Annotated in this window: 22 protein-coding genes and 4 tRNA genes; 22 read left to right on the forward strand and 4 right to left on the reverse strand. The window is 53.9% G+C overall.

Going from position 1 to position 24,715, the window contains the following annotated elements; genetic code table 11:
• Positions 1-150 precede the first annotated feature (150 nt).
• From wecA to ACP3TC_RS00200, 16 genes are all read left to right on the forward strand, one after another.
• The gene (gene wecA / locus ACP3TC_RS00125; protein ID WP_313854428.1) at positions 151-1,248 is read left to right on the forward strand and encodes a UDP-N-acetylglucosamine--undecaprenyl-phosphate N-acetylglucosaminephosphotransferase; all 1,098 of its coding nucleotides are present in this window, start codon (positions 151-153) and stop codon (positions 1,246-1,248) included.
• A gap of 21 nt (positions 1,249-1,269) precedes the next feature.
• On the forward strand, positions 1,270-2,322 hold the full coding sequence (gene wzzE / locus ACP3TC_RS00130) for an ECA polysaccharide chain length modulation protein (RefSeq protein ID WP_313854426.1): 1,053 nt from the start codon (positions 1,270-1,272) through the stop codon (positions 2,320-2,322).
• Positions 2,323-2,374: 52 nt separating this feature from the next.
• Positions 2,375-3,505 carry a non-hydrolyzing UDP-N-acetylglucosamine 2-epimerase gene (gene wecB, locus ACP3TC_RS00135; RefSeq protein ID WP_313854424.1) on the forward strand — a complete coding sequence of 377 codons (1,131 nt, stop codon included), beginning with the start codon at positions 2,375-2,377 and terminating at the stop codon, positions 3,503-3,505.
• A complete protein-coding gene (gene wecC / locus ACP3TC_RS00140; RefSeq protein WP_426817285.1) occupies positions 3,502-4,764 on the forward strand; it encodes a UDP-N-acetyl-D-mannosamine dehydrogenase in 1,263 nt (420 codons plus the stop codon). The genes wecB and wecC overlap by 4 nt, the downstream gene beginning before the upstream one ends.
• The gene (gene rffG / locus ACP3TC_RS00145; protein ID WP_426817286.1) at positions 4,761-5,828 is read left to right on the forward strand and encodes a dTDP-glucose 4,6-dehydratase; all 1,068 of its coding nucleotides are present in this window, start codon (positions 4,761-4,763) and stop codon (positions 5,826-5,828) included. The genes wecC and rffG overlap by 4 nt, the downstream gene beginning before the upstream one ends.
• Before the next feature lie 22 nt (positions 5,829-5,850).
• Positions 5,851-6,732 (forward strand): glucose-1-phosphate thymidylyltransferase RfbA, encoded by an 882-nt coding sequence (rfbA, locus tag ACP3TC_RS00150; protein ID WP_313854417.1) that lies wholly within the window; start codon positions 5,851-5,853, stop codon positions 6,730-6,732.
• Entirely contained in the window at positions 6,710-7,402 is a 693-nt protein-coding gene (rffC, locus tag ACP3TC_RS00155; RefSeq protein WP_426817287.1) for a dTDP-4-amino-4,6-dideoxy-D-galactose acyltransferase, read from the forward strand. The genes rfbA and rffC overlap by 23 nt, the downstream gene beginning before the upstream one ends.
• A gap of 4 nt (positions 7,403-7,406) precedes the next feature.
• Positions 7,407-8,537, forward strand: coding sequence for a dTDP-4-amino-4,6-dideoxygalactose transaminase (gene rffA, locus ACP3TC_RS00160; RefSeq protein ID WP_313854413.1), 1,131 nt, complete (start codon positions 7,407-7,409; stop codon positions 8,535-8,537).
• A 1-nt stretch (position 8,538) separates the two neighbouring features.
• Positions 8,539-9,789: a lipid III flippase WzxE gene (wzxE, locus tag ACP3TC_RS00165; protein WP_426817288.1), complete on the forward strand. Its 1,251-nt coding sequence runs from the start codon at positions 8,539-8,541 to the stop codon at positions 9,787-9,789.
• Entirely contained in the window at positions 9,786-10,859 is a 1,074-nt protein-coding gene (locus ACP3TC_RS00170) for a TDP-N-acetylfucosamine:lipid II N-acetylfucosaminyltransferase (protein ID WP_426817289.1), read from the forward strand. Before wzxE ends, ACP3TC_RS00170 begins: the two co-directional genes overlap by 4 nt.
• Complete coding sequence (wzyE, locus tag ACP3TC_RS00175; protein ID WP_313854408.1) at positions 10,856-12,208, forward strand: ECA oligosaccharide polymerase; 1,353 nt, start codon at positions 10,856-10,858, stop codon at positions 12,206-12,208. Before ACP3TC_RS00170 ends, wzyE begins: the two co-directional genes overlap by 4 nt.
• Before the next feature lie 44 nt (positions 12,209-12,252).
• Complete coding sequence (gene wecG / locus ACP3TC_RS00180) at positions 12,253-12,993, forward strand: lipopolysaccharide N-acetylmannosaminouronosyltransferase (protein WP_426817290.1); 741 nt, start codon at positions 12,253-12,255, stop codon at positions 12,991-12,993.
• Positions 12,994-13,162: 169 nt separating this feature from the next.
• Positions 13,163-13,239, forward strand: a tRNA-Arg gene (locus tag ACP3TC_RS00185).
• Positions 13,240-13,316: 77 nt separating this feature from the next.
• Positions 13,317-13,392, forward strand: a tRNA-His gene (locus ACP3TC_RS00190).
• A 15-nt stretch (positions 13,393-13,407) separates the two neighbouring features.
• Positions 13,408-13,494, forward strand: a tRNA-Leu gene (locus ACP3TC_RS00195).
• Between the two features lie 32 nt (positions 13,495-13,526).
• Positions 13,527-13,603: transfer RNA gene (locus tag ACP3TC_RS00200), tRNA-Pro, on the forward strand.
• A 620-nt stretch (positions 13,604-14,223) separates the two neighbouring features.
• Here the strand turns inward: ACP3TC_RS00200 and hemY are convergent.
• The 4 genes from hemY to hemC are packed head-to-tail and all read right to left on the reverse strand — an operon-like array spanning position 14,224 to position 18,261.
• A complete protein-coding gene (hemY, locus tag ACP3TC_RS00205; RefSeq protein ID WP_313854404.1) occupies positions 14,224-15,414 on the reverse strand; it encodes a protoheme IX biogenesis protein HemY in 1,191 nt (396 codons plus the stop codon).
• 2 nt (positions 15,415-15,416) lie between these two features.
• Positions 15,417-16,559 carry a uroporphyrinogen-III C-methyltransferase gene (hemX, locus tag ACP3TC_RS00210; protein WP_426817291.1) on the reverse strand — a complete coding sequence of 381 codons (1,143 nt, stop codon included), beginning with the start codon at positions 16,557-16,559 and terminating at the stop codon, positions 15,417-15,419.
• A gap of 23 nt (positions 16,560-16,582) precedes the next feature.
• On the reverse strand, positions 16,583-17,323 hold the full coding sequence (gene hemD / locus ACP3TC_RS00215) for a uroporphyrinogen-III synthase (RefSeq protein WP_313854402.1): 741 nt from the start codon (positions 17,321-17,323) through the stop codon (positions 16,583-16,585).
• Complete coding sequence (gene hemC / locus ACP3TC_RS00220) at positions 17,320-18,261, reverse strand: hydroxymethylbilane synthase (protein WP_313854401.1); 942 nt, start codon at positions 18,259-18,261, stop codon at positions 17,320-17,322. The genes hemD and hemC overlap by 4 nt, the downstream gene beginning before the upstream one ends.
• A 286-nt stretch (positions 18,262-18,547) precedes the next feature.
• Here hemC and ACP3TC_RS00225 point away from each other — a divergent pair, with 286 nt between their 5' ends.
• The 6 genes from ACP3TC_RS00225 to yigB all read left to right on the forward strand — a co-directional run bounded on the left by ACP3TC_RS00225 (position 18,548) and on the right by yigB (position 24,690).
• Positions 18,548-21,100, forward strand: a complete 2,553-nt coding sequence (locus ACP3TC_RS00225; protein ID WP_313854400.1) for a class I adenylate cyclase — start codon at positions 18,548-18,550, stop codon at positions 21,098-21,100.
• A 188-nt stretch (positions 21,101-21,288) separates the two neighbouring features.
• The gene (lptM, locus tag ACP3TC_RS00230; RefSeq protein ID WP_313854399.1) at positions 21,289-21,504 is read left to right on the forward strand and encodes an LPS translocon maturation chaperone LptM; all 216 of its coding nucleotides are present in this window, start codon (positions 21,289-21,291) and stop codon (positions 21,502-21,504) included.
• Positions 21,505-21,543: 39 nt separating this feature from the next.
• Complete coding sequence (gene dapF / locus ACP3TC_RS00235) at positions 21,544-22,368, forward strand: diaminopimelate epimerase (RefSeq protein ID WP_313854397.1); 825 nt, start codon at positions 21,544-21,546, stop codon at positions 22,366-22,368.
• Entirely contained in the window at positions 22,365-23,069 is a 705-nt protein-coding gene (locus ACP3TC_RS00240; protein ID WP_313854395.1) for a DUF484 domain-containing protein, read from the forward strand. The genes dapF and ACP3TC_RS00240 overlap by 4 nt, the downstream gene beginning before the upstream one ends.
• Entirely contained in the window at positions 23,066-23,974 is a 909-nt protein-coding gene (gene xerC, locus ACP3TC_RS00245) for a tyrosine recombinase XerC (RefSeq protein WP_313854394.1), read from the forward strand. Before ACP3TC_RS00240 ends, xerC begins: the two co-directional genes overlap by 4 nt.
• Positions 23,974-24,690 (forward strand): 5-amino-6-(5-phospho-D-ribitylamino)uracil phosphatase YigB, encoded by a 717-nt coding sequence (gene yigB / locus ACP3TC_RS00250; protein WP_426817292.1) that lies wholly within the window; start codon positions 23,974-23,976, stop codon positions 24,688-24,690. The genes xerC and yigB overlap by 1 nt, the downstream gene beginning before the upstream one ends.
• Positions 24,691-24,715 lie beyond the last annotated feature (25 nt).

Consider the following 24,715-nt stretch of genomic DNA (forward strand, 5'->3'; position numbering starts at 1 on the left):
ATTCAAATGGGCACCGGGCCCGCATATAAAATGATGGTAAGGATGGCGTTAAAGTATTTGCCCTTCGCCATTGCAGGATTTCAGAATCGGGTATGATTTTTGCATACATAATGCAGGTCGACCTGAGATTCTTTGCTGAGAGCTGTTAATGTGAATTTACTCACGATGAGTACTGAGCTTGCTTCAATATTTTTGTTTTCACTGGTATTTCTGTTTTTTGCGCGAAAAGTAGCTAAAAAAATTGGACTGGTGGACAAGCCAAACTACCGCAAGCGCCATCAGGGTGTGATCCCACTTGTTGGTGGTATCTCAGTCTACGCAGGGATTTGCTTTACCTTTTCAATCACCAATTATTACGTTCCGCATGCCTGGCTCTATCTGAGCTGCGCTGGCGTGTTGGTGCTGATCGGTGCGCTGGACGATCGCTATGATATTAGCGTGAAGCTGCGCGCCTCGGTACAGGCGCTGATTGCGGTTGTGATGATGTATTACGGTAATCTTTACCTGCTAAGCCTTGGCCATATCTTTGGCTCCTGGGAGCTGGTCGTCGGGCCATTTGGTTATGTGCTGACGCTGTTTGCCGTATGGGCGGCGATTAACGCCTTTAACATGGTAGACGGCATTGACGGTCTGCTTGGCGGCCTGTCGTGCGTCACCTTTGCCGCTATCGGCATCATCCTGTTTATCGACGGGCAGCTCAGTCTGGCAATGTGGTGCTTCGCGATGATTGCTGCCATCGTACCCTATATCATGCTTAATCTCGGCACCTTCGGCAGACGCTATAAAGTGTTTATGGGTGACGCAGGCAGTACGCTGATTGGTTTCACCATTATCTGGATTTTACTGGAAACAACTCAGGGCGAGACACACCCGATTACTCCGGTGACCGCACTGTGGCTGATCGCCATTCCCTTGATGGACATGATTGCCATCATGTACCGCCGGCTGCGTAAGGGGATGAGTCCATTCTCTGCCGATCGCCAGCATATTCATCATCTGATCATGCGTGCGGGTTTTACCTCTCGTCAGGCTTTTGTTCTGATCACGCTGGCAGCCGCGCTGTTGGCCGGCATTGGCGTGATGGGCGAGTATCTCAAATTTATTCCTGAATGGGTGATGTTGGCACTCTTCTTGCTTGCATTTGCGTTGTATGGCTACTGCATTAAGCGCGCCTGGAGAGTGGCTCGTTTTATCAAACGTATGAAGCGCAGAATGCGCAACTCGAGTGCCAATAAGAAAATTTCCTGAATAAACCAGGTAAAGGACGCCATGAAAACAGAACCTGAAAATATGTCACGCTCGGCCACTGTGGATAATGAGTTAGATATTCGCGGTCTTTGCTGCACGTTATGGCGAGGAAAACCATGGATTATCGGTCTGGCGTTACTGTTTATCGCTGTCGCCTTTATCTATTCACTGTTAGTGAAGCAAGAGTGGAGCACTACCGCGATTACTGACCGCCCGACGGTCAATATGCTGGGTGGTTACTACTCCCAGCAACAGTTTCTGCGTAATCTTGATGCGCGTACCAGTTCGATGGCGGTTGCGCCGCAACCGACGGTGATGGATGACGCCTATCAGGAATTCGTGATGCAGTTGTCAGCTTATGACACGCGCCGCGACTTCTGGCTGCAGACCGATTATTACCAGCATCGTAAAAGTGGTAACAACAAAAATGATGCGGCTTTGCTGGATGAAATGGTCAACAATATTCAGTTTACTGCCGCCGATGCGACGAAAAATATTAGTGATAGCGTCAAGCTGGTGGCTGAAACTGCGGCAGATGCCAACAACCTGCTGCGTCAGTATGTCGCCTTCGCCAGCCAGCGTTCAGCGCGCCATCTTAATGAAGAGCTGAGTGGGGCCTGGGCGGCGCGAACTATTCAGTTAAAAGCGCAGGTGAAACGTCAGGAAGCGGTGGCAAAGGCGATTTACGATCGCCAGGTTAATGCGGTGCAGCAGGGGCTGAAAATTGCCCAGCAGCAAGGAATTAATCAGACCAAAACCGATACCCCTTCTGAGCAACTACCCGATTCCGAACTGTTCCTGCTGGGACGTCCAATGTTGCAGGCGCGTTTAGAAAATCTTGAGGCCAGCGGCCCAAGCTACGATCTGGATTACGATCAAAACCGGGCGATGCTGTCGACGCTGGATGTGGGCCCAACGCTGGATGCCAAATTCCAGACGTATCGCTATCTGCGGACGCCTGAAGAGCCTGTTAAGCGCGACAGTCCGCGTCGCCTGTTCTTAATGATTATGTGGGGTGCAGTGGGTGCGCTAATTGGCGCAGGCGTTGCGCTGGTACGTCGACCACGCGCTTAATTGCGCGCTTACCTGATTCCGTACTAACGGCAGACGAATTAAGAGAGCTACAGTGAAAGTATTGACTGTTTTCGGCACGCGCCCGGAAGCCATTAAAATGGCGCCGCTGGTCCATGCTTTATCTCAGGATCCGCAAATTGACTCGCGTCTCTGCGTCACCGCCCAGCATCGGGAGATGCTGGACCAGGTGTTGCGCTTGTTTTCGCTGACGCCGGATTACGATCTGAATATTATGCGTCCCGAGCAGGGGCTGACCGAAATTACCTGCCGTATTCTGGAAGGATTAAAGTCAGTTTTTGCTGATTTTAAACCTGATGTGGTGCTGGTACATGGTGATACCACTACCACCATGGCGGCCAGCCTCGCCGCTTTCTATCACCGTATTCCTGTCGGTCATGTCGAAGCCGGTCTGCGTACTGGCGATCTCTGGTCACCCTGGCCAGAAGAGGGCAACCGCAAACTTACCGGACATTTAGCCAGCTTACATTTCACACCAACTGAGAACTCCCGGCAGAACTTGCTGCGCGAAAACGTGCCCGGAGAACGTGTTTTTGTTACCGGCAATACGGTAATCGACGCGCTGTTCTGGGTGCGTGACCAGGTGCTGAAAGATAACTCGTTCCGTGAAAAGCTGGCCAGCCGCTATCCGTTTTTATCGGCCGACAAGAAGATGATTCTGGTTACTGGCCATCGCCGCGAGAGCTTCGGTGAGGGTTTTGAGCGTATCTGCCACGCGCTGGCGGAAATCGCCCGTTTGCATCCGGACGTGCAGATTGTCTATCCGGTTCATCTTAATCCCAACGTCAGTGAACCGGTCAATCGTATCCTGAAGGATATCGACAATATCGCGCTTATAGAGCCGCAGGAGTATCTGCCCTTTGTCTGGCTGATGCACCGTTCATGGCTGATTCTTACCGACTCCGGTGGCATTCAGGAAGAAGCGCCATCGCTGGGCAAGCCGGTGCTGGTAATGCGTGAAACGACGGAGCGACCTGAAGCGGTTGAGGCCGGAACGGTTCGCCTGGTCGGCACCGATGTGGAGCGGATTGTGTCAGAAGTAAACCGCCTGCTGACCGATGAAGATGAATATCATGCAATGAGTCGCGCACACAATCCCTACGGTGATGGTCATGCCTGCGAGCGCATCGTGCAGGCTCTGAAAAATAATCGAGTAACCCTATGAGTTTTGACACCATTTCAGTTATTGGTCTGGGCTATATTGGCCTGCCAACCGCCGCAGCCTTTGCCTCCCACCAGAAAAAAGTTATCGGCATTGATATTAATCAGCGTGCAGTGGATACCATAAATCGCGGCGAAATCCATATTGTCGAGCCAGATCTTGACCGCGTGGTGAAAAGTGCAGTGGAAGGGGGTTATTTGCAGGCGGCAGTTGAGCCGAGAGCCGCCGATGCCTTTTTGATCGCGGTGCCTACGCCATTTAAGGGCGATCATCAGCCGGATATGCGTTACGTGCAGGCTGCGGCGCTGTCGCTGGCGGAGGTGCTGAAAAAGGGCGACCTGGTGATTCTCGAATCCACCTCGCCGGTCGGTGCCACCGAGCAAATGGCTGAGTGGCTGGCGGAAGCCCGCCCCGATCTGACCTTTCCGCAGCAGGCTGGCGAGCAGGCCGATATCAACATCGCTTACTGTCCGGAGCGCGTATTGCCGGGTCAGGTGATGGTAGAACTGATCAAAAACGATCGGGTAATCGGTGGCATGTCGCCGGTCTGCTCGGCGCGTGCCAGCGAACTGTATAACATCTTTCTTGAAGGGGAGTGCGTCATCACCAATGCGCGCACCGCCGAGATGTGTAAGCTGACAGAAAATAGCTTCCGCGACGTTAACATTGCTTTTGCCAATGAATTATCACTGATTTGTGCCGATCAGGGGATTAACGTCTGGGAACTGATTGCGCTGGCGAACCGCCATCCGCGCGTCAATATTTTACAGCCTGGGCCGGGCGTCGGGGGTCACTGCATCGCGGTTGATCCGTGGTTTATCGTGGCACAAAACCCGACGCAGGCGCGGCTGATTCGTACCGCTCGTGAAGTCAACGATGCGAAACCGCATTGGGTGCTGGATCAGGTGAAGCGCACGGTGGCTGATTGCCTGGCACACTGCGACAAGCGTGCCAGTGAGCTGAAAGTGGCCTGTTTTGGTCTGGCCTTCAAACCGAATATCGACGATCTGCGTGAAAGCCCGGCGATGACCGTCGCCCATCTGATAGCCGGCTGGAATGCCGGTGAAACCTGGGTGGTGGAGCCGAATGTAGAAAGTATTCCGGACAACCTGGCAAATGAAGCAACGCTGGTATCGGTAGAGACCGCGTTGCAGCAGGCTGATGTACTGGTGATGCTGGTCGACCATCAACAATTTAAAGCGATTGATAGCGCGCAGATTAGCCAGCAGTGGATTGTTGATACTAAAGGGGTCTGGCGTTGAAACGCATCCTTGTTACCGGCGGTGCCGGATTTATCGGTTCAGCCGTGGTGAGGCATATTCTCACTGCAACCGATGATAGCGTGGTGGTCGTCGATAAACTCAGCTATGCCGGTAACCTGGCTTCACTGGCTCCGGTTGCTGATGATCCGCGTTTTGCCTTCGAACAGCTTGATATATGCGACCGCGCGGCGCTGGATCGGGTTATGGCTCAGTATCAGCCGGATGCGATTATGCACCTGGCTGCTGAAAGCCATGTAGACCGTTCAATTGATGGCCCGGTGGCCTTTATTGAAACCAATATTATCGGTACCTACCAACTGTTAGAAGCGGCGCGCCACTACTGGTCGGCCCTGGACGCGGAAAAAAAAGACGCGTTTGTCTTCCATCATATCTCGACCGATGAAGTGTTTGGCGATCTGCACGATGGCGACGCGCTGTTTACTGAAAGCACACCTTACGCGCCAAGCAGTCCCTATTCCGCCAGCAAAGCCAGCAGCGACCATTTGGTTCGTGCCTGGCTGCGCACTTACGGTTTGCCGGTGGTGATCACCAACTGCTCGAATAATTACGGGCCGTATCACTTCCCGGAAAAATTGATTCCACTGATGATCATCAACGCGCTGGCGGGTAAAGCGCTGCCGGTGTATGGCAACGGCGGACAAATTCGTGACTGGCTGTATGTTGAAGATCATGCGCGGGCGCTCTATCTGGTCGTCACGCAGGGCCGGGTTGGCGAGACCTACAATATCGGTGGGCATAATGAACGCCGTAATATTGAAGTGGTTGAAACACTGTGCGCGCTGCTGGAAGAGCTGGCACCGGAAAAACCGGCGGGCATCAGTCATTACCGTGATTTGATCACCTTTGTTACCGACCGTCCGGGCCATGATTTACGCTATGCGATTGACGCCAGCAAAATCGATCGCGAACTGGGCTGGCGACCTCAGGAAACATTCGAAAGCGGGATGCGTAAAACCGTCAGCTGGTTTTTAACTAACGAAAGCTGGTGGCAAAACATTTTGAATGGCAGTTACAAGCTCGAACGGCTTGGCTTGTCCCGGTAGACGCAACAGTGAGGAGCTGGCGATGAAAGGTATCATTCTGGCAGGCGGTTCGGGTACGCGTCTGCATCCCATCACCCGGGGAATCTCGAAGCAGCTGTTGCCGGTCTATGATAAGCCGATGATTTATTACCCGCTGTCCGTGCTGATGCTGGCGGGGATTCGCGAAATCATGATTATCACCACGCCGCAGGATAAGGCGCAGTATCAGAATCTGCTGGGTAACGGCGACGAGTTTGGTATTCATCTGCACTATGCCGAACAGCCGAATCCTGATGGTCTGGCACAGGCATTTATTATTGGTGAAGAGTTTATCGGCGACGACGCTTGCTGTCTGGTGCTCGGCGATAATATCTATTTCGGGCAGGGGTTTAGTCCGAAACTGCGCAATGTTGCAGCGCGTACCCAGGGCGCGACGGTATTTGGTTATCAGGTGATGGATCCGGAACGATTTGGCGTGGTTGAATTCGATGACAACTTCCGCGCGTTGTCGCTGGAAGAGAAGCCGAAACAGCCGAAATCCAACTGGGCCGTGACCGGGCTCTATTTCTATGACAATCAGGTCGTGGAGTTTGCCAAACAGGTCAAACCATCCGAACGTGGCGAGCTGGAAATCACCTCAATCAATCAGATGTACCTTGAGCGTGGTGAGCTGACGGTTGAGCTGCTGGGACGGGGCTTTGCCTGGCTGGATACCGGCACCCACGACAGCCTGATTGAAGCCAGCACCTTTGTGCAGACGGTGGAAAAACGTCAGGGCTTTAAAATTGCCTGTCTGGAAGAAATTGGCTGGCGTAATGGCTGGCTGGATGATGAGGGCGTGCGGCGTGCCGCACAGGCGCTGGTGAAAACCGGTTATGGCAAATATCTGTTGGATCTGCTTCATGCCCGTCCTCGCCAGTATTAAACCCCTTGAGTGGGAAAACAACTTTTTCGCCCTGAACAGTGGCCTGCTGGATCTGAGCGGCACGCAGCTGCTCGGCCCTGAACAGCTGTCCGCTTTTGATGTAGTGCAGGCCAAACTTTATAGCCATCAGACGGCAGAAATTGATGCCCTGAGCGCGCTGGGCTTTCAGTTAGTCGAAGGCGAAGTCGATTTAGCGCTGACCATTAGCGGTGCTCAACGACAAGCTGGCATTCGTATTGCACGCCCCGAACATATTGCTCAGCTGCGTGATGTTGCCAGCGAGGCATTCTCACAGAGCCGTTTTCGTGCGCCCTGGTATCAACCGGGTGACAGCGGGCGCTTTTATGCGCAGTGGATTGAGAATGCGGTACGCGGTAGCTTTGACCACCAGTGTCTGCTGGCAGTTGATGAGGCGGGGTCAATCGAAGGGTTTGTTTCACTGCGTGAGCTTGGCGACGCTGAAGCGCGTATCGGCCTGCTGGCCAGCCTGCCACCAGCGCGTGGTAAAGGTGTTGGCAAGCGGCTGGTACAGGCGGCAGCGGACTGGTGTCAGGCTCGTCGACTGACGCGTTTGCGCGTGGCGACTCAACTCAGCAATCTCGCCGCACTGCGGCTCTATCTTGCCAGCGGTGCCAGCGTTGAGAGCACCGCTTACTGGCTATACAGGTAACCCCATGATTCCATTTAATGCGCCACCGATAGTCGGAACCGAAATCGAATATATGCAGTCAGCCATGACCAGCGGCAAACTGTGCGGCGATGGCGGCTTTACCCGCCGCTGTCAGCAGTGGATGGAGCAGCATTTCGGCAGCAAAAAAGTGTTGCTGACGCCCTCCTGTACCGCTTCGCTGGAGATGGCCGCGATATTAATTAATATCCAGCCCGGCGATGAAGTGATTATGCCGAGCTACACCTTTGTTTCGACTGCCAATGCCTTTGTGCTGCGCGGTGCCACCATCGTGTTTGTCGATGTGCGCCCGGACACCATGAATATCGATGAGACGCTGATTGAAGCAGCTATCACCGAAAAAACACGGGCTATCGTTCCGGTGCATTACGCTGGCGTGGCCTGTGAAATGGACGCGATTATGGCGCTGGCGGAACGCTATAAGCTGTTTGTGATTGAGGATGCCGCGCAGGGCGTGATGTCGACTTACAAAGGTAAAGCGCTTGGCAGCATCGGCCATATTGGTTGCTTTAGCTTCCATGAGACCAAAAATTACACTGCTGGCGGTGAAGGTGGCGCGACGCTGATTAATGATGCCGCGTTGGTTGAGCGCGCTGAAATTATTCGTGAAAAAGGTACGAACCGCAGCCAGTTCTTCCGCGGTCAGGTGGATAAGTACACCTGGCGCGATATCGGTTCGAGCTATCTGATGTCGGACTTACAGGCCGCCTGGCTGTGGGCGCAACTGGAAGCGGCGACGCAGATTAACCAACAGCGCCTCAGCCTGTGGCAGCGCTACTACGATGCGCTGCAGCCGCTGGCTGACAGCGGACGCATTACGCTACCTGCCGTTCCGGCTGACTGCCAGCAAAACGCCCATATGTTTTACATTAAACTGCGCGACCAGCAGCAGCGTCAGGCGTTAATTGACTGGCTGAAAGAAGCGGAAATCCTGGCGGTGTTTCACTATATTCCGCTGCATTCGTCACCGGCGGGCAAGCGCTTTGGTCGTTTTGCTGGCGAAGATCGTTTTACGACGGTGGAAAGTGAGCGCCTGTTGCGCCTGCCGCTGTTTTACAATTTGTCTGACAATAACCAGCATACGGTTATTAACTCGCTGCTGAGCTTCTTTTCCTGATATGTCACTGGCCAAAGCCTCAGTGTGGACCGCAGCGTCGACACTGGTAAAAATCGCTGCCGGATTGCTGGTGATAAAACTGCTGGCGGTATCGTACGGGCCGAGCGGCGTCGGGCAGGCGGGTAACTTCCGTCAGCTGATCACGGTACTGGGGGTGCTGGCGGGTGCTGGCATCTTTAACGGCATTACCAAATACGTTGCCGAATATCAGCAGCAACCTGAGCAGCTGCGGGCGGTAACCGGTACTGCATCGACCATGGTGCTGGGCTTCTCGACGCTGCTGGCGGTTGTTTTTCTGCTGGCGGCAAAACCGATCAGTATCGGTCTGTTTGGCCATGCGGATTATCAGCAGGTGATTCGGATTGTGGCGTTCCTGCAAATGGGCATTGCCTGGGCCAACCTGTCGCTGGCGATCATGAAAGGTTTTCGCGATGCGCGCGGCAACGCGCTGGCGTTGATTCTTGGCAGTCTGATTGGTGTGGTGGCCTATTACGCCTGCTACAGGGTTGGCGGCTATAGCGGTGCGCTGGTCGGGCTGGCACTGGTTCCGGCGCTGGTGGTGGTGCCTGCGGCGCTGCTGCTGGCAAAACGCGATCATCTGCCGATGCGCTATCTGCTACCACAATGGCACGGTGAACTGGCGCGTAATCTCGGTAAATTCACCCTGATGGCGCTTATCACCTCGGTAACCTTACCGGTGGCCTGGGTGATGATGCGTAACCTGCTGGCGGCGCACTACAGCTGGGAAGAGGTGGGGTTATGGCAGGGGGTGACCAGCATTTCTGATGCCTATCTGCAATTTATTACCGCTACTTTTAGCGTCTGGCTGTTGCCAACGCTGTCACGGCTGACAAATAAAGCGGAAATTTCAGCGGAAATTATTCGTGCGCTGCGCTTTGTTATTCCGGCGGTGGCGGCGGTCAGTTTCTGCGTCTGGCTGTTGCGTGATTTTGCCATCTGGCTGCTGTTTTCCAGTGAGTTTAGCGGCATGCGCGATCTGTTTGCCTGGCAGTTGCCTGGTGATGTGCTGAAAGTCGCTTCTTATGTCTTCGGCTATCTGGTTATCGCCAAAGCGTCACTGCGTTTCTACATTTTAACTGAAATCAGCCAGTTTATTTTACTCACGGCATTTTCACGTTTATTGATTCCGCTACAGGGTGCAACCGGGGCGGCGCAAGCCTATCTGGCAACCTATGTGGTTTATTTTGCGCTGTGTTGCAGTGCTTTCATCATTTATCGTCGACGAGTATGACTAAACTGATTCACGTATTGGGATCGGATATTCCCCATCACAACCTTACAGTGCTGCGCTTCTTTAATGATGTTTTAAGCGTCAGGCAGCCGAGCGCCGATGCTCGTCACTTTATGGTGGTTGCCCGTGACAGCAGTGCGTTCGCTGAGTTTAGCGCACTGAATATCGAGCTGTTTGCCAGTAAAAAAATGCTGGCTCAGGCGGTTATCCAGCGGGCGCAGCAGCGGCAGACGCGCTTTTTCCTGCACGGTCAGTTTAATCCGCAGCTGTGGCTGGCGATATTGCGTGGGAAAATAACCTCGTCGCAGGTGTACTGGCATGTCTGGGGCGCTGACCTGTATGAAGAGTCATCCAGCCTGAAGTTCCGGCTGTTTTATCTGATGCGCCGCTGGGCGCAGGGCAGGGTCGGTCATCTGTTTGCCACCCGCGGCGACATTAACCATTATCATCAGCGCCATCCCGATACGCCTTCATCGTTGCTCTACTTCCCGACGCGTATGCAGGCTCAGGCACCGCAAAACGATGAAACCGGGCGGCCTTTTACCGTGCTGGTAGGCAACTCGGGCGATGCCAGTAATCGCCATATTGAGGCGTTACAGGCACTGCATCAGCAGTTTGGTGACAGAATAAAAGTGGTGGTGCCGCTGGGCTATCCAGCGAATAATCAGCAGTACATCGACCGCGTGCGTCAGGCGGCAGAGGCGCTGTTCAGCGCTGATAACTTGCAACTGTTAACCGATAAGCTGGAGTTTAACGACTATTTACAGCTGATTGCCCGCTGCGATCTCGGTTACTTTATATTCCGCCGACAGCAGGGAATTGGGACGTTGTGTTTATTGATTCAGGCCAACGTGCCTTTTGTGCTGAGCCGTGAAAATCCGTTCTGGCAGGACTTAACCGAGCAGCAAGTACCGGTGTTGTTCAGCGGAGATCTGCTGGATGAGAGAATGGTAAAAGAAGCGCGCCGACAGTTAAGCCTGCTGGATAAGCCCCGTATCGCCTTTTTCGATCCGGAGTTTATTGCCGGCTGGCAACAGGCGTTAACCCTGGCTGAAGGGGAAGCCGTATGAACCTGATGCAGTTTAGTGGTTTGCTGGTGGTGTATTTGCTGTCGGTCGGATTTATTCTCACGCTGACTTTTCGTGAGTTTCGCCGCGTACGCTTCAACTTTAACGTCTTCTTCTCGCTGCTATTTTTACTGACCTTTTACTTTGGTTTTCCGCTGACCTGCATTCTGGTGTTCCAGTTTGACGTCAACGTGGTGCCGGCAGAAAACTTGCTGCAGGCGATGCTGGCGGCCAGCTGCTTCTATGGCATCTATTACGTCAGCTATAAAACCCGTTTGCGCGCGGCAGATCGTCCACCACGGCGGCCGGTGTTCAGCATGAATCGTGTTGAAACCCATCTCACCTGGATGCTGCTGGCGCTGGTCGCACTGGGCACCGTTGCGGTGTTCTTTATGCACAACGGTTTCCTGCTGTTCAGGCTGCATGCTTACAGTCAGATCTTCTCCAGTGACGTTTCCGGTGTGGCGCTGAAGCGCTTTTTCTACTTCTTTATCCCGGCGATGCTGGTGGTCTACTTCCTGCGGCAAGACTCGCGCGCCTGGCTGTTTTTCCTCGTCAGCACCGTGGCATTTGGCTTGCTGACCTATGTGATAGTTGGTGGCACGCGTGCCAATATCATCATCGCCTTTGCTCTGTTCCTGTTTATCGGCATTATTCGCGGCTGGATTACGCTGTGGATGCTGGTGGTCGCCGGGATGATGGGAATTGTCGGTATGTTCTGGCTGGCGCTGCGTCGCTATAACCTCGACGTCAGCGGCGCTGAAGCGTTTTATACCTTCCTCTATCTGACTCGCGATACATTTTCGCCGTGGGAAAATCTTGGCCTGCTGCTGCAAAACTACGACAAGATTGATTTCCAGGGGCTGGCGCCGATTGTGCGCGACTTTTACGTGTTTATACCCAGCTGGCTATGGCCCGATCGTCCGGGCATTGTGCTGAACAGTGCCAATTACTTTACCTGGGAAGTGCTGAACAACCATTCCGGGCTGGCGATTTCACCCACGCTGCTTGGCTCGTTGGTGGTGATGGGCGGCGCGGCATTTATCCCGCTCGGCGCGGTGGCGGTCGGTATGATTATCAAATGGTTCGACTGGTTGTACGAACTGGGCAAGGCGGACAGTAATCGCTACAAGGCGGCTATCCTGCAAAGCTTCTGTTTTGGCGCAGTGTTTAACATGATCGTACTGGCCCGTGAAGGTGTTGATGCCTTTGCCTCACGCGTGGTGTTTTTCTGCATTATTTTCGGTGCCTGCGTGGTATTAGCGAAACTGCTTTACTGGTTATTTGATCGTGCAGGATTGATTCGTCAGCGCTTTATGCGTGCTGCGGCTCATCCGGTAATACAACAATAAATTCTCTTCCGGCGCAGTCGCCGGTTTGAAGTAAGGGAAATGTAATGGACGTCACCTCTGCTGCGCCGCAGTATCAAATTCGCGGTTTGTCGCTGTATGGTTTTCGCGATATGACGCAATGCCTGGATTTTCTCTATGGCGATGATCGGCTTAAAACCGGTACGCTGGTTGCTATCAATGCAGAGAAGGTGCTGACTGCGGAAAGCGATGCCGACATGCACAAGCTGATTGATGACGCAGAATATAAATACGCCGATGGCATCAGTATTGTTCGTTCTATCCGCAAAAAGTATCCCCAGGCGCAGGTCACGCGCGTTCCCGGCGCAAATCTATGGGAAGCGCTGATGGAACGCGCCGGACGTGAAGCAACACCGGTATTTCTGATTGGCGGCAAGCCGGAAATTTTGGCGCAAACTGAAGAGAAGTTACGTCGCCAGTGGAACGTCAATATTGTTGGCAGTCAGGATGGATACTTTGCCCCGTCCGACCGCGAGGCGCTGTTTCAGCGTATTCGCGACAGTGGCGCAAAAATTGTCACCGTCGCCATGGGGTCGCCAAAGCAGGAAATACTGATGCGCGATTGCAAAGCGTTTTGGCCTGAGGCGTTGTATATGGGGGTGGGGGGCACCTACGACGTGTTTACCGGTCACGTGAAGCGTGCGCCGCAGGTTTGGCAGAATCTGGGCTTAGAGTGGCTGTATCGCCTGATTCTGCAGCCGAGCAGATTACGTCGTCAGCTCAGACTGCTGAAATATCTCAACTATCATTATCGTGGTCAGCTGTGATTTTTTCATCTGCCTGGCTGAATCACGCTTAATTAACCGGCAAAAAGCGTTAAAAACGGCTGTTGTTTCGACGGAATGCACAAAGCGTAAGCAAACGCGTTTTTTTTGTGAAAAAGCACTGGACAGTATCGGCTCACATCCGTAGTATGCACATCCGCAACGGCGCTACGCGCCCGTAGCTCAGCTGGATAGAGCGCTGCCCTCCGGAGGCAGAGGTCTCAGGTTCGAATCCTGTCGGGCGCGCCATTTACTTTGTGCGCAAGAGCTGCGGTGGTATTATTATCGCGTTTCCGGTAGTTAAGTAGTACAGGCAGTAAGATGTGGTGGCTATAGCTCAGTTGGTAGAGCCCTGGATTGTGATTCCAGTTGTCGTGGGTTCGAGTCCCATTAGCCACCCCAGATTTTGTAAGGTATGCGAAGGTGGCGGAATTGGTAGACGCGCTAGCTTCAGGTGTTAGTGTCTTAACGGACGTGAGGGTTCAAGTCCCTCTCTTCGCACCACACAAAATCTTTGAGTTGTGAGCAGTACATTTCGGCGAGTAGCGCAGCTTGGTAGCGCAACTGGTTTGGGACCAGTGGGTCGGAGGTTCGAATCCTCTCTCGCCGACCATATTTCGAAACCCCGCTTTTAGCGGGGTTTTTTGCGTCTGGCGTTCGTCCGGCGCTTCCCACCGGGAATATTCCTGGCCCTGCGATAAAAAACCTTTTTTGTCTCAATTCGGAGACGTTTAACTTACTGTTTATTCATGTTTTTTTTACTTTTCACTCTCGATGTCGTTATTTGGCGACAGGAATCCGCTCTGTTGTAGCGATTTAGCAACAGCTGCAGAGGATGTTTTGGCAGCATAAAAATTATTTATACGATTAAAATTAGTCAGTTATTAAGTAATTTTCAATTCTGGCACGGAATGTGCAATACTGACGATGTAGATGCTCATTCCACCTCTTATGTTTGCTTATGCTTCATAAACCTGGGAATGACGCGGAGCCATTTTACGGTGCCAGTTGTCCAGCCAGCCAATATCGTGTTTCACCTTATTGGATTCACAGGACATCACGTTGAGTCTGGTACCAATCGGTTGTCTTACCGATCTGATATTTACACCTGCCATTTTGGCAGGTGTTTTTTTTTGCCTGAAACCGGGGTAGTGGGATAAAAAAAGGGGCGGCGAAAAACGCCGCCCCTCAGGGTCTGCTATCGAAACGGCGGTATTAACGCCGTTTACGCGCTTAAGGATTATTCTTCAACGTCAGCAGTAGCCCGTCACGTCGCATCTCTGCCGCTTCTTCCGGCTTGTGCTGGCGATCAAGGCTGTCAGCCAGCCATGCATAATCAAAAGCATCAGGACGCTGTTTCAGCGCTTCACGGAACGCTTCACTGGCCTGTTGCCACTCACCATGCTTCATTAGTAGCTGTCCCAGCGTGCTGTGCAGCAAAGGCGTTGCACCGTGTTGTTTGATCTGCTGGCGCAGCGCTTTTTCCAGCTGCTCCGGATTGCCGGTTTTCAGACGCGGCATCAACAGCACCAGACGCTCGTCATACTGGCGTTTCAGTCCTTCCAGTACAATGGCCTGCGCAGTGTCATGATCGTCGCACTCGATCAGATGATCTGCCATTGCCACCTGCAATGCCGTTTCATGGCGGGTTTTACGGCTCTGGTTTTGCCACCAGCTCTTCAGGCCTTCACTGCCCTGATCGGCCATCGCCTGATTCATCAAACCTAACCACGCCTGCTGTTGCAGCGCGCTGCGGTGCGCTTCATCATTGACCTGCGCTTTCTCCATCGGATGAAGAATATCCAGCAAAGAGCCCCATGCGCCGGTGCGCAGATAAGCCTGTTCCGCCAGGCGCAGCACTTCCGGATGGCGTGGAGCCACTTCCAGCAGACGATCGATGCCGTGACGCGCCGCATGATCTTCATTTCGTGCCAGCTGAATACGCACACGGGTGATCTCAACCGGCAGCTGATCGCCTGCCGCCAGTTCCGATGCGCGCTCCAGATGCTGATTGGCTCGCATTTCATCACCGCGTTGCTGGGCCGCTTCCGCCGCCAGCAGATAGTTCACCACCGGTTGCTCGGCATGGTCAGCATTACGTGACAGCAGTTTTTCAACCTGTTTGTAATCGCCTTCCGCCAGCTTCAGCAGCGCAGCCTGTGTCTGTTTGTGCGCCCGGTTGCGTTTGCGACCGAGGAACCAGCCACGCGTTTTGGCACCGGTGCGGAAGATGCGGCGCAACAGCCATTCCACCGCGAGGATCACCAGCAGCGCGAGGATCAGGATGATCGCCAGCCCGGTCACGCTGGTTTCAATATTCCAGTTATCGGTCTGAATCAGTACGTATCCCTGATGACCTGCGATCATCGGGCCAATTACCACACCGGCAATCAGCAGAAGAAAAAGCAAAAGTACTTTAAGCATGCTTATTCTCCCTGCTGCTGCTGCTGCTGCTGATCGCCTGACGGCTGCGCCAGCAGATTGCGCACTCGCGTTTGCATCAGTTTATCCAGCATCGGTTGGCTCTCCAGCGTGTCCGGCACGTCCATTGCAATCGTCTGCTGGCTTAATTCGTCCAGCTGGTTCAGGAAGGCTTTGGTACTGGCATCGTTGGTGTCATACCAGGCGCGAACCCAGGCTGAGACGGTATCAATCGACTGTTTGTAGATCTCATTCTGATGGCGCGGCACGGCCTGTGCGGCAATCAGCAGGCGCGAGCGAATATTTTCACGCAGATAGACCTCCTGATTTGGTGCCAGCAGCGGCTCCGCCGTATTATCCCGGCGGCGGACGGTAATAAAATCATCCATAAATTTGTGCCAGCTTTTCACCAGATTCTGACGCCACTCACGCAGCGACGACGATAGCTCGCCGCCATCGGCATCCATAGGTGAGTCGTCGTTATCGTTATCCGCCAGACGTAAATCATCCACGCTGTTCGACAGCTGGTTAAGCTTCAGAATGATACCGTCGTAATCCACCTGGCTGACCGCCGACAGGTTGCTGATATCCTGAGTCAGCGCGCGACGCACTTCGATCAGGCTCGGATCATTCATATCGGCCAGGCTGGCGTCGGCACTTTTCAGCAGCGCAGCGGCGGTGGTGACATCCTGATCGCTCCACAGTTTGCGGCCTGCCAGTTTCACCAGGTAGTCCGCCTGCGCCAGCAGCCAGGTACGCGCATCGTTGCCGGAAATCGTGGTGACTTTTTCCTGTAGCTCATCCAGCTGCTTATCGCTGGTGGCTTGCCGATCGCGTGCGGCCTGCAATTCGCCAGTTTGCATCTTGAGCTGCTCGCTCAGCTGCTGCTTGTCATTATTCGCCTGCTGTTGCAGTGCGGCCAGTTGATCGGCCAGTGCCTGATTGGCCTCCGTCTGGGCCTGAGCCTGGTGTTTAGCATTAATATAAAGCCCAGTGCCCAGGGCAAGCGCGATAACAATCGCCACGGCACCCAACGCCGTACCGCTGTTTTTTGGCTTGCGCGGCGGTTTTGCTTCCGGTGACGTGGTTGCTTCTACCGCTGGGGTGGTCTCTTCAACCATGGCGGAGGAATCTTTTTGTTCCGTCATTGTGGCACATCCCATTTTAAAGTTTATTGTAACGAGCGCAGCAGCGCGTCGTTATCGGCCCCATCGGCTACCGTAATATCCTGCCAGCCAAACTCCCTGGCCAGGGTAGCCAAACGTTCACTGACGACCACCAGTCGACAGCGTAATAACCATTCCTGACGATCGATATCGGGGAACAGTGAATAGAGTTGTTGCAGCATTTCGCCACTGGTCACAACCAGCGTATCAATGCCGCGATCGCGCCAGCGTCGGCCTTCATTCAGGCCATCGTAAACTTTGGCACAGCGCTGATAGCATTCGCAGAACGTCACTTCTGCACCGCGCTCTGTTAGCGTTTCAGCTAACAGCTCACGCCCGCCATTGCCGCGTAAAATTAACGCCCGCTTGCCAGCAACCTGCATTAAAGCCGGCAGCTGAATCAGCACTTCACTGGTTTCACGCTGATGGGGATACTCCACCGGCAAGCCGCTGACGGTATGCATCAGCAGTGCAGTAGTGCGACCTATAGCATAATAGTCCAGGCTGGCAGGCCATGTTAATTCGTGCTGACTGATTATTGGCTGAGCATAGTGAATCGCATGCTGAGACAAAATAAACAGCAGGTCACCAGCTGACAGTTGGCTCAGCAGCTGTGGCAGCCGGTCGAGATCGCGGCCAGGCGTAAATTCAATCAGTGGCAGGCTCCAGGCAACCTGTCCCAGCGCGCGCAGGCGGCTGACCAGCTCTTCGGCAGCAGGTGATGGACGGGTTACCAGAATCGTCATACCGGCGGATTTCCCTGATAAACTTCAGCTAAAATATCGCGTGCGCCGTTATCCAGCAGCTCTTCAGCCAGTGAGATACCCATTTTTTCGGCATCCGCTCGCGGGCCACGACGCTCACCGCGAATCATCTGTTTGCCATCCGGCGAACCGACCAGCCCACGCAGCCACAGATCGTCGCCTTCCAGTACCGCGTAGCTGCCAATTGGCACCTGACAGCCACCTTCCAGTCGGGTATTCATGGCGCGTTCAGCTTTGACGCGTACCGAGGTATCGTCATCATTCAGCGCTGCCAGCAGGGTGATGGTCTGCCGATCGTCAAGACGGCACTCAATTCCGACCGCGCCCTGACCGACGGCTGGCAGTGACTCTTCTGCCGGCATGGCATGGCGAATCCGATCGGTTAATGCCAGGCGCTTAAGTCCGGCCACCGCGAGAATAATCGCGTCATAGTCGCCCGCATCCAGTTTAGACAGGCGGGTACCGACGTTGCCGCGCAGCGAGCGGATCACCAGATCCGGGCGACGCGCGCTAAGCTGACACTGACGACGCAGGCTGGAAGTGCCGACAATCGCGCCCTGCGGCAGCGCATCAACCGAGTCATAATGATTTGAGACAAAAGCATCCAGCGGATCGTCACGCTCACAAATGCTGACCAGCCCCAGCCCTTCCGGGAAGTCGACCGGCACATCTTTCATCGAGTGCACCGCAATATCGGCACGGCCTTCCAGCATCGCCAGCTCAAGTTCTTTTACGAATAATCCTTTACCACCTACTTTAGCAAGTGGCGTATCCAGTATCACATCGCCGCGGGTGACCATGGGGACCAGCTCAACGCTAAGCCCCGGATGGCAAGCCATCAGGCGCTGCTGAACATAATGTGCCTGCCATAAAGCGAGCGGACTTTGCCTGGTGGCAATTCTTAAAATTTTGTCTAACATGCTTCTTACCGTTTTGATCGTTCATTGATTATCCTATCATTGATACGGGAATGCTGTCAGTTTCAACGGTTTTTAACCGTGGGGCAGGGATGAGCTAAAGATGAGTAAGGTTGATTGACTGTAAAACGTGCTAAACTGTGTGTAGCGCAACTTTCTTTACGGTCAATCTGCCAGGTGTTAGATTGATCACGTTTCCAGCAATTATTCGCCCGAATACTTCTAAATCAAGCGGCGGATGCCGGAAACTGGGTTTGTTTAAAACACTGGGACAATCAGGCGAGACGTCTTGTACCTCTACATTGAGACACTGAAACAGAGACTGGATGCCATCAATCAGCTGCGCGTCGATCGTGCACTGGCTGCCATGGGCCCTGCTTTCCAGCAGGTATACAGTCTGCTGCCAACCTTATTACATTATCATCACCCGTTGATGCCGGGTTACCTTGAAGGTAACGTTCCACATGGCATCAGCTTTTTCACGCCTGATGAAAGCCAGTTAAGCTATCTTAATGATTTAGAAGGTAAATCTGGCACTGCTGCCGCATTACCCGTGAAAGGTGAACGACCAATAACCGGTGTTTACTCAATGGGCAGCACCTCGTCGGTGGGCCAGAACTTCACTTCCGATCTTGATATCTGGGTGTGTCACCAGTCGTGGCTCGATAATGAAGAGCGCCTGCGCCTGCAAAAAAAATGCACTCTGCTGCAAAAGTGGTGTGCATCGATGGGTGTCGAAGTCAGCTTCTTCCTGATTGATGAAAACCGTTTTCGCCATAACGAAAGTGGCAATCTTGGCGGTGAGGATTGCGGCTCGACTCAGCATATCTTATTGCTGGATGAATTTTATCGTACTGCGGTACGCATGGCCGGTAAGCGTATTCTGTGGAATATGGTGCCGGGCGAAGAAGAAGAGCATTACGATGACTATGTCATGTCGCTCTATTCGAAGGGCGTACTGACGCCAAATGAATGGCTGGATCTTGGTGGTCTCGGCACGCTGTCGGCGGAAGAGTACTTTGGTGCCAGCCTGTGGCAGTTATACAAAAGTATCGATTCGCCCTACAAAGCGGTATTAAAAACCCTGCTGCTGGAAGCCTATTCCTGGGAATACCCGGACACCAAACTGCTGGCGATGGACATTAAGCAGCGCTTGCACGATGGCGAAATCGTCTCGTTTGGCCTCGATCCTTATTGCATGATGCTGGAACGCGTCACCCACTACCTCACCAGTATTGACGACCATGCGCGTCTCGATCTGGTGCGACGCTGTTTCTATCTGAAGGTGTGTGAAAAGCTGTCGCAAGAGGGCGCTAATGTAGGCTGGCGTCGTGAAATTCTCAGCCAGCTGGTAAAAGAGTGGGGTTGGGACAATGCGCGTCTGGCAGTGCTCGACAGCCGTGCCGACTGGAAAATCGAGCGGGTACGTGAGGCCCATAACGAACTGCTGGATGCGATGATGCAGAGCTATCGCAATCTGATTCGTTTCGCCCGCCGTAACAACTTAAGCGTCAGCGCCAGCCCGCAGGATATCGGCGTGCTGACCCGTAAGCTGTATGCCGCTTTCGAAGCATTGCCGGGTAAAGTGACGCTGGTTAACCCGCAGATCTCGCCGGATCTCTCCGAGTCGCATCTGACCTTTATCCATGTGCCGAATGGCCGCGCCAATCGCGCTGGCTGGTATCTGTATAATCAGTCGCCGGATATGGGATCGATTATCAGCCATCAACCGCTGGAATATAACCGCTATCTGAATAAGCTGGTGGCCTGGGCGTGGTTTAATGGTTTGCTGACCGAGAAAACGCGTCTGCATATTAAAGGCAATGAGACCTGCGATTTGGCGCGTTTGCAGGAGCTGGTGGCCGATGTGTCACACCACTTCCCGCTGCGTTTGCCGTCACCAACGCCAAAAGCACTCTACAGCCCGTGTGAAATCCGTCATCTGGCGATTATCGTTAACCTGGAGTACGACCCGACTGCGGCCTTCCGCAATCAGGTTGTGCACTTCGATTTCCGTAAGCTGGATGTATTCAGCTTTGGTCAACAGCAGCAGTGTTTAGTCGGCAGTATCGATTTGCTGTACCGCAACTCGTGGAATGAAGTGCGTACCCTGCACTTTAATGGCGAGCAGGCGATGATTGAAGCGCTGAAAACCATTCTCGGTAAAATGCATCAGGACGCGGCACCGCCGGATGCAGTAGAAGTGTTCTGCTACAGCCAGCATCTGCGTGGTTTAATCCGCACCCGCGTGCAGCAGCTGGTTTCGGAATGCATTGAACTGCGCCTGTCCAGTACCCGTCAGGAACCGGGGCGTTTTAAAGCGCTGCGTGTTGCCGGCCAAACCTGGGGCCTGTTCTTTGAGCGTCTTGGCGTATCGGTGCAGAAACTGGAAAATGCCGTCGAGTTTTACGGCGCGATTTCCAACAACAAACTGCATGGCTTGTCGATCAAGGTAGAAACCGATCAGACACGTCTGCCAGCGGTAGTGAATGGCTATGCCAGCGAAGGGATTATTCAGTTCTTCTTTGAAGACACCCACGACGACCACGGCTTCAATATCTACATTCTTGATGAAAGTAATCGCATTGAGATCTATCACCACTGTGAAGGCAGCAAAGAGGAGCTGGTGCGCGATGTCAGCCGCTTCTACTCGTCGTCACACGACCGCTTTACCTACGGCTCAAGTTTTATCAACTTTAACCTGCCGCAGTTCTATACCATCATTAAAGCTGACGATCGTCTGCAGGTGATTCCATTCAGAAGCCAGACCCTGACGCAGTTATGCGCTACCGCCCCGGACAATGACCACACCGATTACGCTGAGCGTATGCAGATGCATTGATCGGCTATCGCCCATCGTGCTTTCCTGTTTTTGTTAACTGGCTGAACCACACGGCAGGCTGGTATCTGCTAATCTTCTGACGAAATTGCGACCGCGACGGCAACATCGAATCGCCAATTCCTATTGCTTTTCGGAGTTCACCTGCGATGATAAGCAACCAGTAAGCATCAATCATGAGCAGAATGATAATGAACAAAACGATATGCCAGCTGGCGATGGCGCTGGCGTTAGCGAGCCTGGTTGGCTGTGGCTTAAAAGGCCCGCTGTACTTCCCACCGAAGGAGCAGCCAAAGCAGGATCAGCAAGCAACGCAGCAGCCTGCGCAGCAGAGCACGCAGAATTCAGCGGTTACTCCGCCGGATGGTCGCGATCAGAATCCAACCACTACTCAGCCGAGTATGTAACTGACTCTATAACCTATGGCGCATCCGGCGGAGCAGAAAATGCAGTTCTCCAAAATGCACGGTCTTGGCAATGACTTTATGGTCGTTGATGCCGTCACGCAAAACGTCTATTTCTCACCAGAGCTGATTCGCCGTCTGGCGGATCGTCATCTGGGGATCGGCTTCGATCAGCTATTGATCGTTGAACCGCCGTACGATCCCGATCTGGATTTTCATTACCGCATTTTCAATGCTGACGGCAGCGAAGTGGCCCAGTGTGGCAACGGTGCGCGCTGCTTCGCGCGCTTTGTGCGCCTGAAAGGGTTAACCAATAAAAACGATATCAATGTCAGCACCCAAACCGGGCGTATGGTACTGAGCGTCAACAGCGACGAGCTGGTGCGGGTTAATATGGGCGAGCCGAACTTCGAGCCGCAGCAGGTGCCATTCCGCGCCAATAAAGCTGAAAGCATCTATCTGATGCGCGCCGCCGAACAGACGGTAATGTGTGGTGTGGTATCGATGGGTAACCCGCACTGCGTGATTCAGGTCGACAGTGTGAAAACCGCTGCGGTAGAAACGCTCGGGCCGGTGCTGGAAAGCCATGAGCGCTTCCCGGAGCGAGTTAACGTCGGATTTATGGAGCTGGCCAGTCGTGAGCATATCCGGCTGCGCGTTTATGAGCGCGGTGCCGGTGAGACACAGGCCTGCGGTAGCGGTGCTTGTGCGGCGGTGGCGGTGGGTATTCAACAAGGATTACTGGCGGAAAAAGTCCGCGTTGATTTGCCGGGCGGCAGCTTGCATATCGCCTGGAAAGGGCCGGGTCACCCGCTGTTTATGACCGGACCGGCCACTCACGTTTACGACGGATTTATTCATCTATGAAAAATGTCGGGGAACAGACCGCCAGCGATGTGATGCTGGACGATCAGGCGGTAAGTGATTACCTGCTGCAAAATCCGGATTTCTTTATTCGTAACGCGCGCCAGGTCGAGCAGATGGCAGTTCCTCATCCGGTGCGCGGGAGCGTTTCGCTGGTCGAATGGCATATGGCGCGTCAGCGCAATCATATCGCCCAGCTGGAAGAAGAGATTACGTTACTGATGGAGCAGGCCACCGCTAACCATCAACTGTTTGATCGGCTGTTAGCGTTGCAGGGGCATCTGGCGACGGCTCCCAGCCTGCAAGAGATGCTGAACCGTTTGCATCGCTGGGCGCGTGAGCTTGGGCTGGCGGGTGCCAATGTGCGCCTGTTCAGTGACAAATGGCGTGTTGGTGCCCCTTCTGATTTTACCCAGCTGGCGCTTGCGCCGCAGGCGTTTGAAGCGGTACGTATTCAGCGATTGGGTAAAGAGCAGCACTATCTCGGCGGCCTGAATGGCCCGGAGTTACTGCTGCTGTTGCCGCAGGCGAAAGCCATTGGCTCAGTGGCGATGTCGCTGATGGGCGAGCGCGGCGATCTCGGGGTACTGATTTTCAGCAGCCGCGACAGTCAGCATTATCAGTCAGGCATGGGCACCTTGCTGTTACAACATCTGGCGCTGATGCTGCCGGAACTGTTGTCGCGCTGGATTGAGCGCGCATGAACAGCGCGTCGCCTCTACAATCCGCCGTAGAGGGCTTTCTGCGTTACCTGAAAGTCGAGCGGCAACTTAGCCCGCTGACGCAAAAAAGCTACGCTCATCAGCTTACGGTGCTGGTGACGCTGGCGGATGAAATGAAGATTACGGACTGGGCAAAACTGGATGCTGCCCATGTGCGTTCACTGGCGGCCCGCAGCCGCCGCGCCGGTCTGCAACCGGCCAGCCTTGCACTTCGACTGTCAGCGCTGCGCAGTTTTCTCGACTGGCTGGTCAGTCAGGGGCTGCTGAAGGCGAATCCGGCGAAAGGAATTGCCACGCCGCGTACGCCGCGGCATTTGCCGAAAAATATTGATGTCGATGAAGTGAATCAGCTGCTGGATATCGATCTTAACGATCCGCTGGCGGTACGCGATCGCGCGATGCTGGAAATTATGTACGGTGCCGGTTTACGTCTTGCTGAATTAGTCGGCATTGACTGCCGACACCTGGATCTGGCTTCCGGTGAAGTCTGGGTGGTGGGGAAAGGCAGCAAAGAGCGCCGCCTGCCAATTGGCGGCACGGCGGTCAGCTGGATTGAACACTGGCTCGCTCTGCGCGAGCTGTTTGCGCCAGACGATGACGCGCTGTTTTTATCCAACCAGGGCAAGCGAATTTCGGCGCGTAACGTGCAGAAACGTTTTGCTGAATGGGGCGTGAAGCAGGGCGTTAACAGTCATATTCATCCGCATAAGTTGCGCCACTCCTTTGCGACCCATATGCTGGAATCCAGCGGCGACCTGCGTGCGGTGCAGGAGCTGCTGGGGCATGCCAATCTGTCGACCACGCAAATTTATACCCACCTCGACTTTCAACATCTTGCATCGGTTTACGATGCTGCACATCCCCGTGCTAAACGAGGAAAATCCTGATGCATTTTTATCGCACGCTGCGGCCGATTAAAGCCATTACCTTCGATCTTGACGACACTTTGTACGACAATCACGACGTGATTCGCCGTACCCAGAAGGAGTCGCACGCTTTCTTGCAGGCTTACCATCCCGGCCTGAATGATTTCACTCAGCAGGCTTACCAGGCGCTGCGCGATGAACTGCGCCAGCAGGAGCCGGAAATTTATCACGATGTGTCGGAGTGGCGACGTCGGGCGGTCGAGCGGGCGATGCTGAATGTCGGACTGAGCACCGCAGAAGCGAATAAAGGCTCGCGTGAAGTGATGGCCAATTTTGCCCACTGGCGTAGCCAGATCAGCGTACCGGAAGAGACGCACCGGACGCTGACAGCGCTGGCCGAACGTTTTCCGCTGGCGGCGGTGACCAACGGTAACGCCGAGCCGCATCTGTTCGGCCTTGAGGGTTATTTCAAATTTATCCTGCGCGCCGGGCCACACGGCCGCGCCAAGCCATATCACGATATGTATCATCTGGCGGCGGAAAAGCTGGATATCCCACTGGAAAATATTCTGCATGTGGGTGACGATCTGACCACCGATGTCGCCGGTTCCGTGCGCTGCGGTATGCAAGCCTGCTGGATTAACCTGCGGCAAGGCAACCTGATGAAAATCGCCGACAGCCGCCTGCTGCCGCATCTCGAAATTTCGCAGTTGGCATCGCTGACCGCGCTGATATAATACCTGTTAATATATCCAGTTAAAC

It is taken from the genome of Winslowiella sp. 2C04, from assembly GCF_050037805.1.
Taxonomy (GTDB): Bacteria; Pseudomonadota; Gammaproteobacteria; order Enterobacterales; family Enterobacteriaceae; genus Erwinia; species Erwinia toletana_A.

Coding starts and splice junctions, on each gene's coding strand:
- wzzE (WP_313854426.1), top strand. CDS start 1,270: ATGAAAACAGAACCTGAAAATATGTCACGCTCGGCCACTGTGGATAAT.
- wecC (WP_426817285.1), top strand. CDS start 3,502: ATGAGTTTTGACACCATTTCAGTTATTGGTCTGGGCTATATTGGCCTG.
- rfbA (WP_313854417.1), top strand. CDS start 5,851: ATGAAAGGTATCATTCTGGCAGGCGGTTCGGGTACGCGTCTGCATCCC.
- rffC (WP_426817287.1), top strand. CDS start 6,710: ATGCCCGTCCTCGCCAGTATTAAACCCCTTGAGTGGGAAAACAACTTT.
- rffA (WP_313854413.1), top strand. CDS start 7,407: ATGATTCCATTTAATGCGCCACCGATAGTCGGAACCGAAATCGAATAT.
- wzxE (WP_426817288.1), top strand. CDS start 8,539: ATGTCACTGGCCAAAGCCTCAGTGTGGACCGCAGCGTCGACACTGGTA.
- ACP3TC_RS00170 (WP_426817289.1), top strand. CDS start 9,786: ATGACTAAACTGATTCACGTATTGGGATCGGATATTCCCCATCACAAC.
- wzyE (WP_313854408.1), top strand. CDS start 10,856: ATGAACCTGATGCAGTTTAGTGGTTTGCTGGTGGTGTATTTGCTGTCG.
- wecG (WP_426817290.1), top strand. CDS start 12,253: ATGGACGTCACCTCTGCTGCGCCGCAGTATCAAATTCGCGGTTTGTCG.
- hemY (WP_313854404.1), bottom strand. CDS start 15,414: ATGCTTAAAGTACTTTTGCTTTTTCTTCTGCTGATTGCCGGTGTGGTA.
- hemX (WP_426817291.1), bottom strand. CDS start 16,559: ATGACGGAACAAAAAGATTCCTCCGCCATGGTTGAAGAGACCACCCCA.
- hemD (WP_313854402.1), bottom strand. CDS start 17,323: ATGACGATTCTGGTAACCCGTCCATCACCTGCTGCCGAAGAGCTGGTC.
- hemC (WP_313854401.1), bottom strand. CDS start 18,261: ATGTTAGACAAAATTTTAAGAATTGCCACCAGGCAAAGTCCGCTCGCT.
- lptM (WP_313854399.1), top strand. CDS start 21,289: ATGAACAAAACGATATGCCAGCTGGCGATGGCGCTGGCGTTAGCGAGC.
- dapF (WP_313854397.1), top strand. CDS start 21,544: ATGCAGTTCTCCAAAATGCACGGTCTTGGCAATGACTTTATGGTCGTT.
- ACP3TC_RS00240 (WP_313854395.1), top strand. CDS start 22,365: ATGAAAAATGTCGGGGAACAGACCGCCAGCGATGTGATGCTGGACGAT.
- xerC (WP_313854394.1), top strand. CDS start 23,066: ATGAACAGCGCGTCGCCTCTACAATCCGCCGTAGAGGGCTTTCTGCGT.
- yigB (WP_426817292.1), top strand. CDS start 23,974: ATGCATTTTTATCGCACGCTGCGGCCGATTAAAGCCATTACCTTCGAT.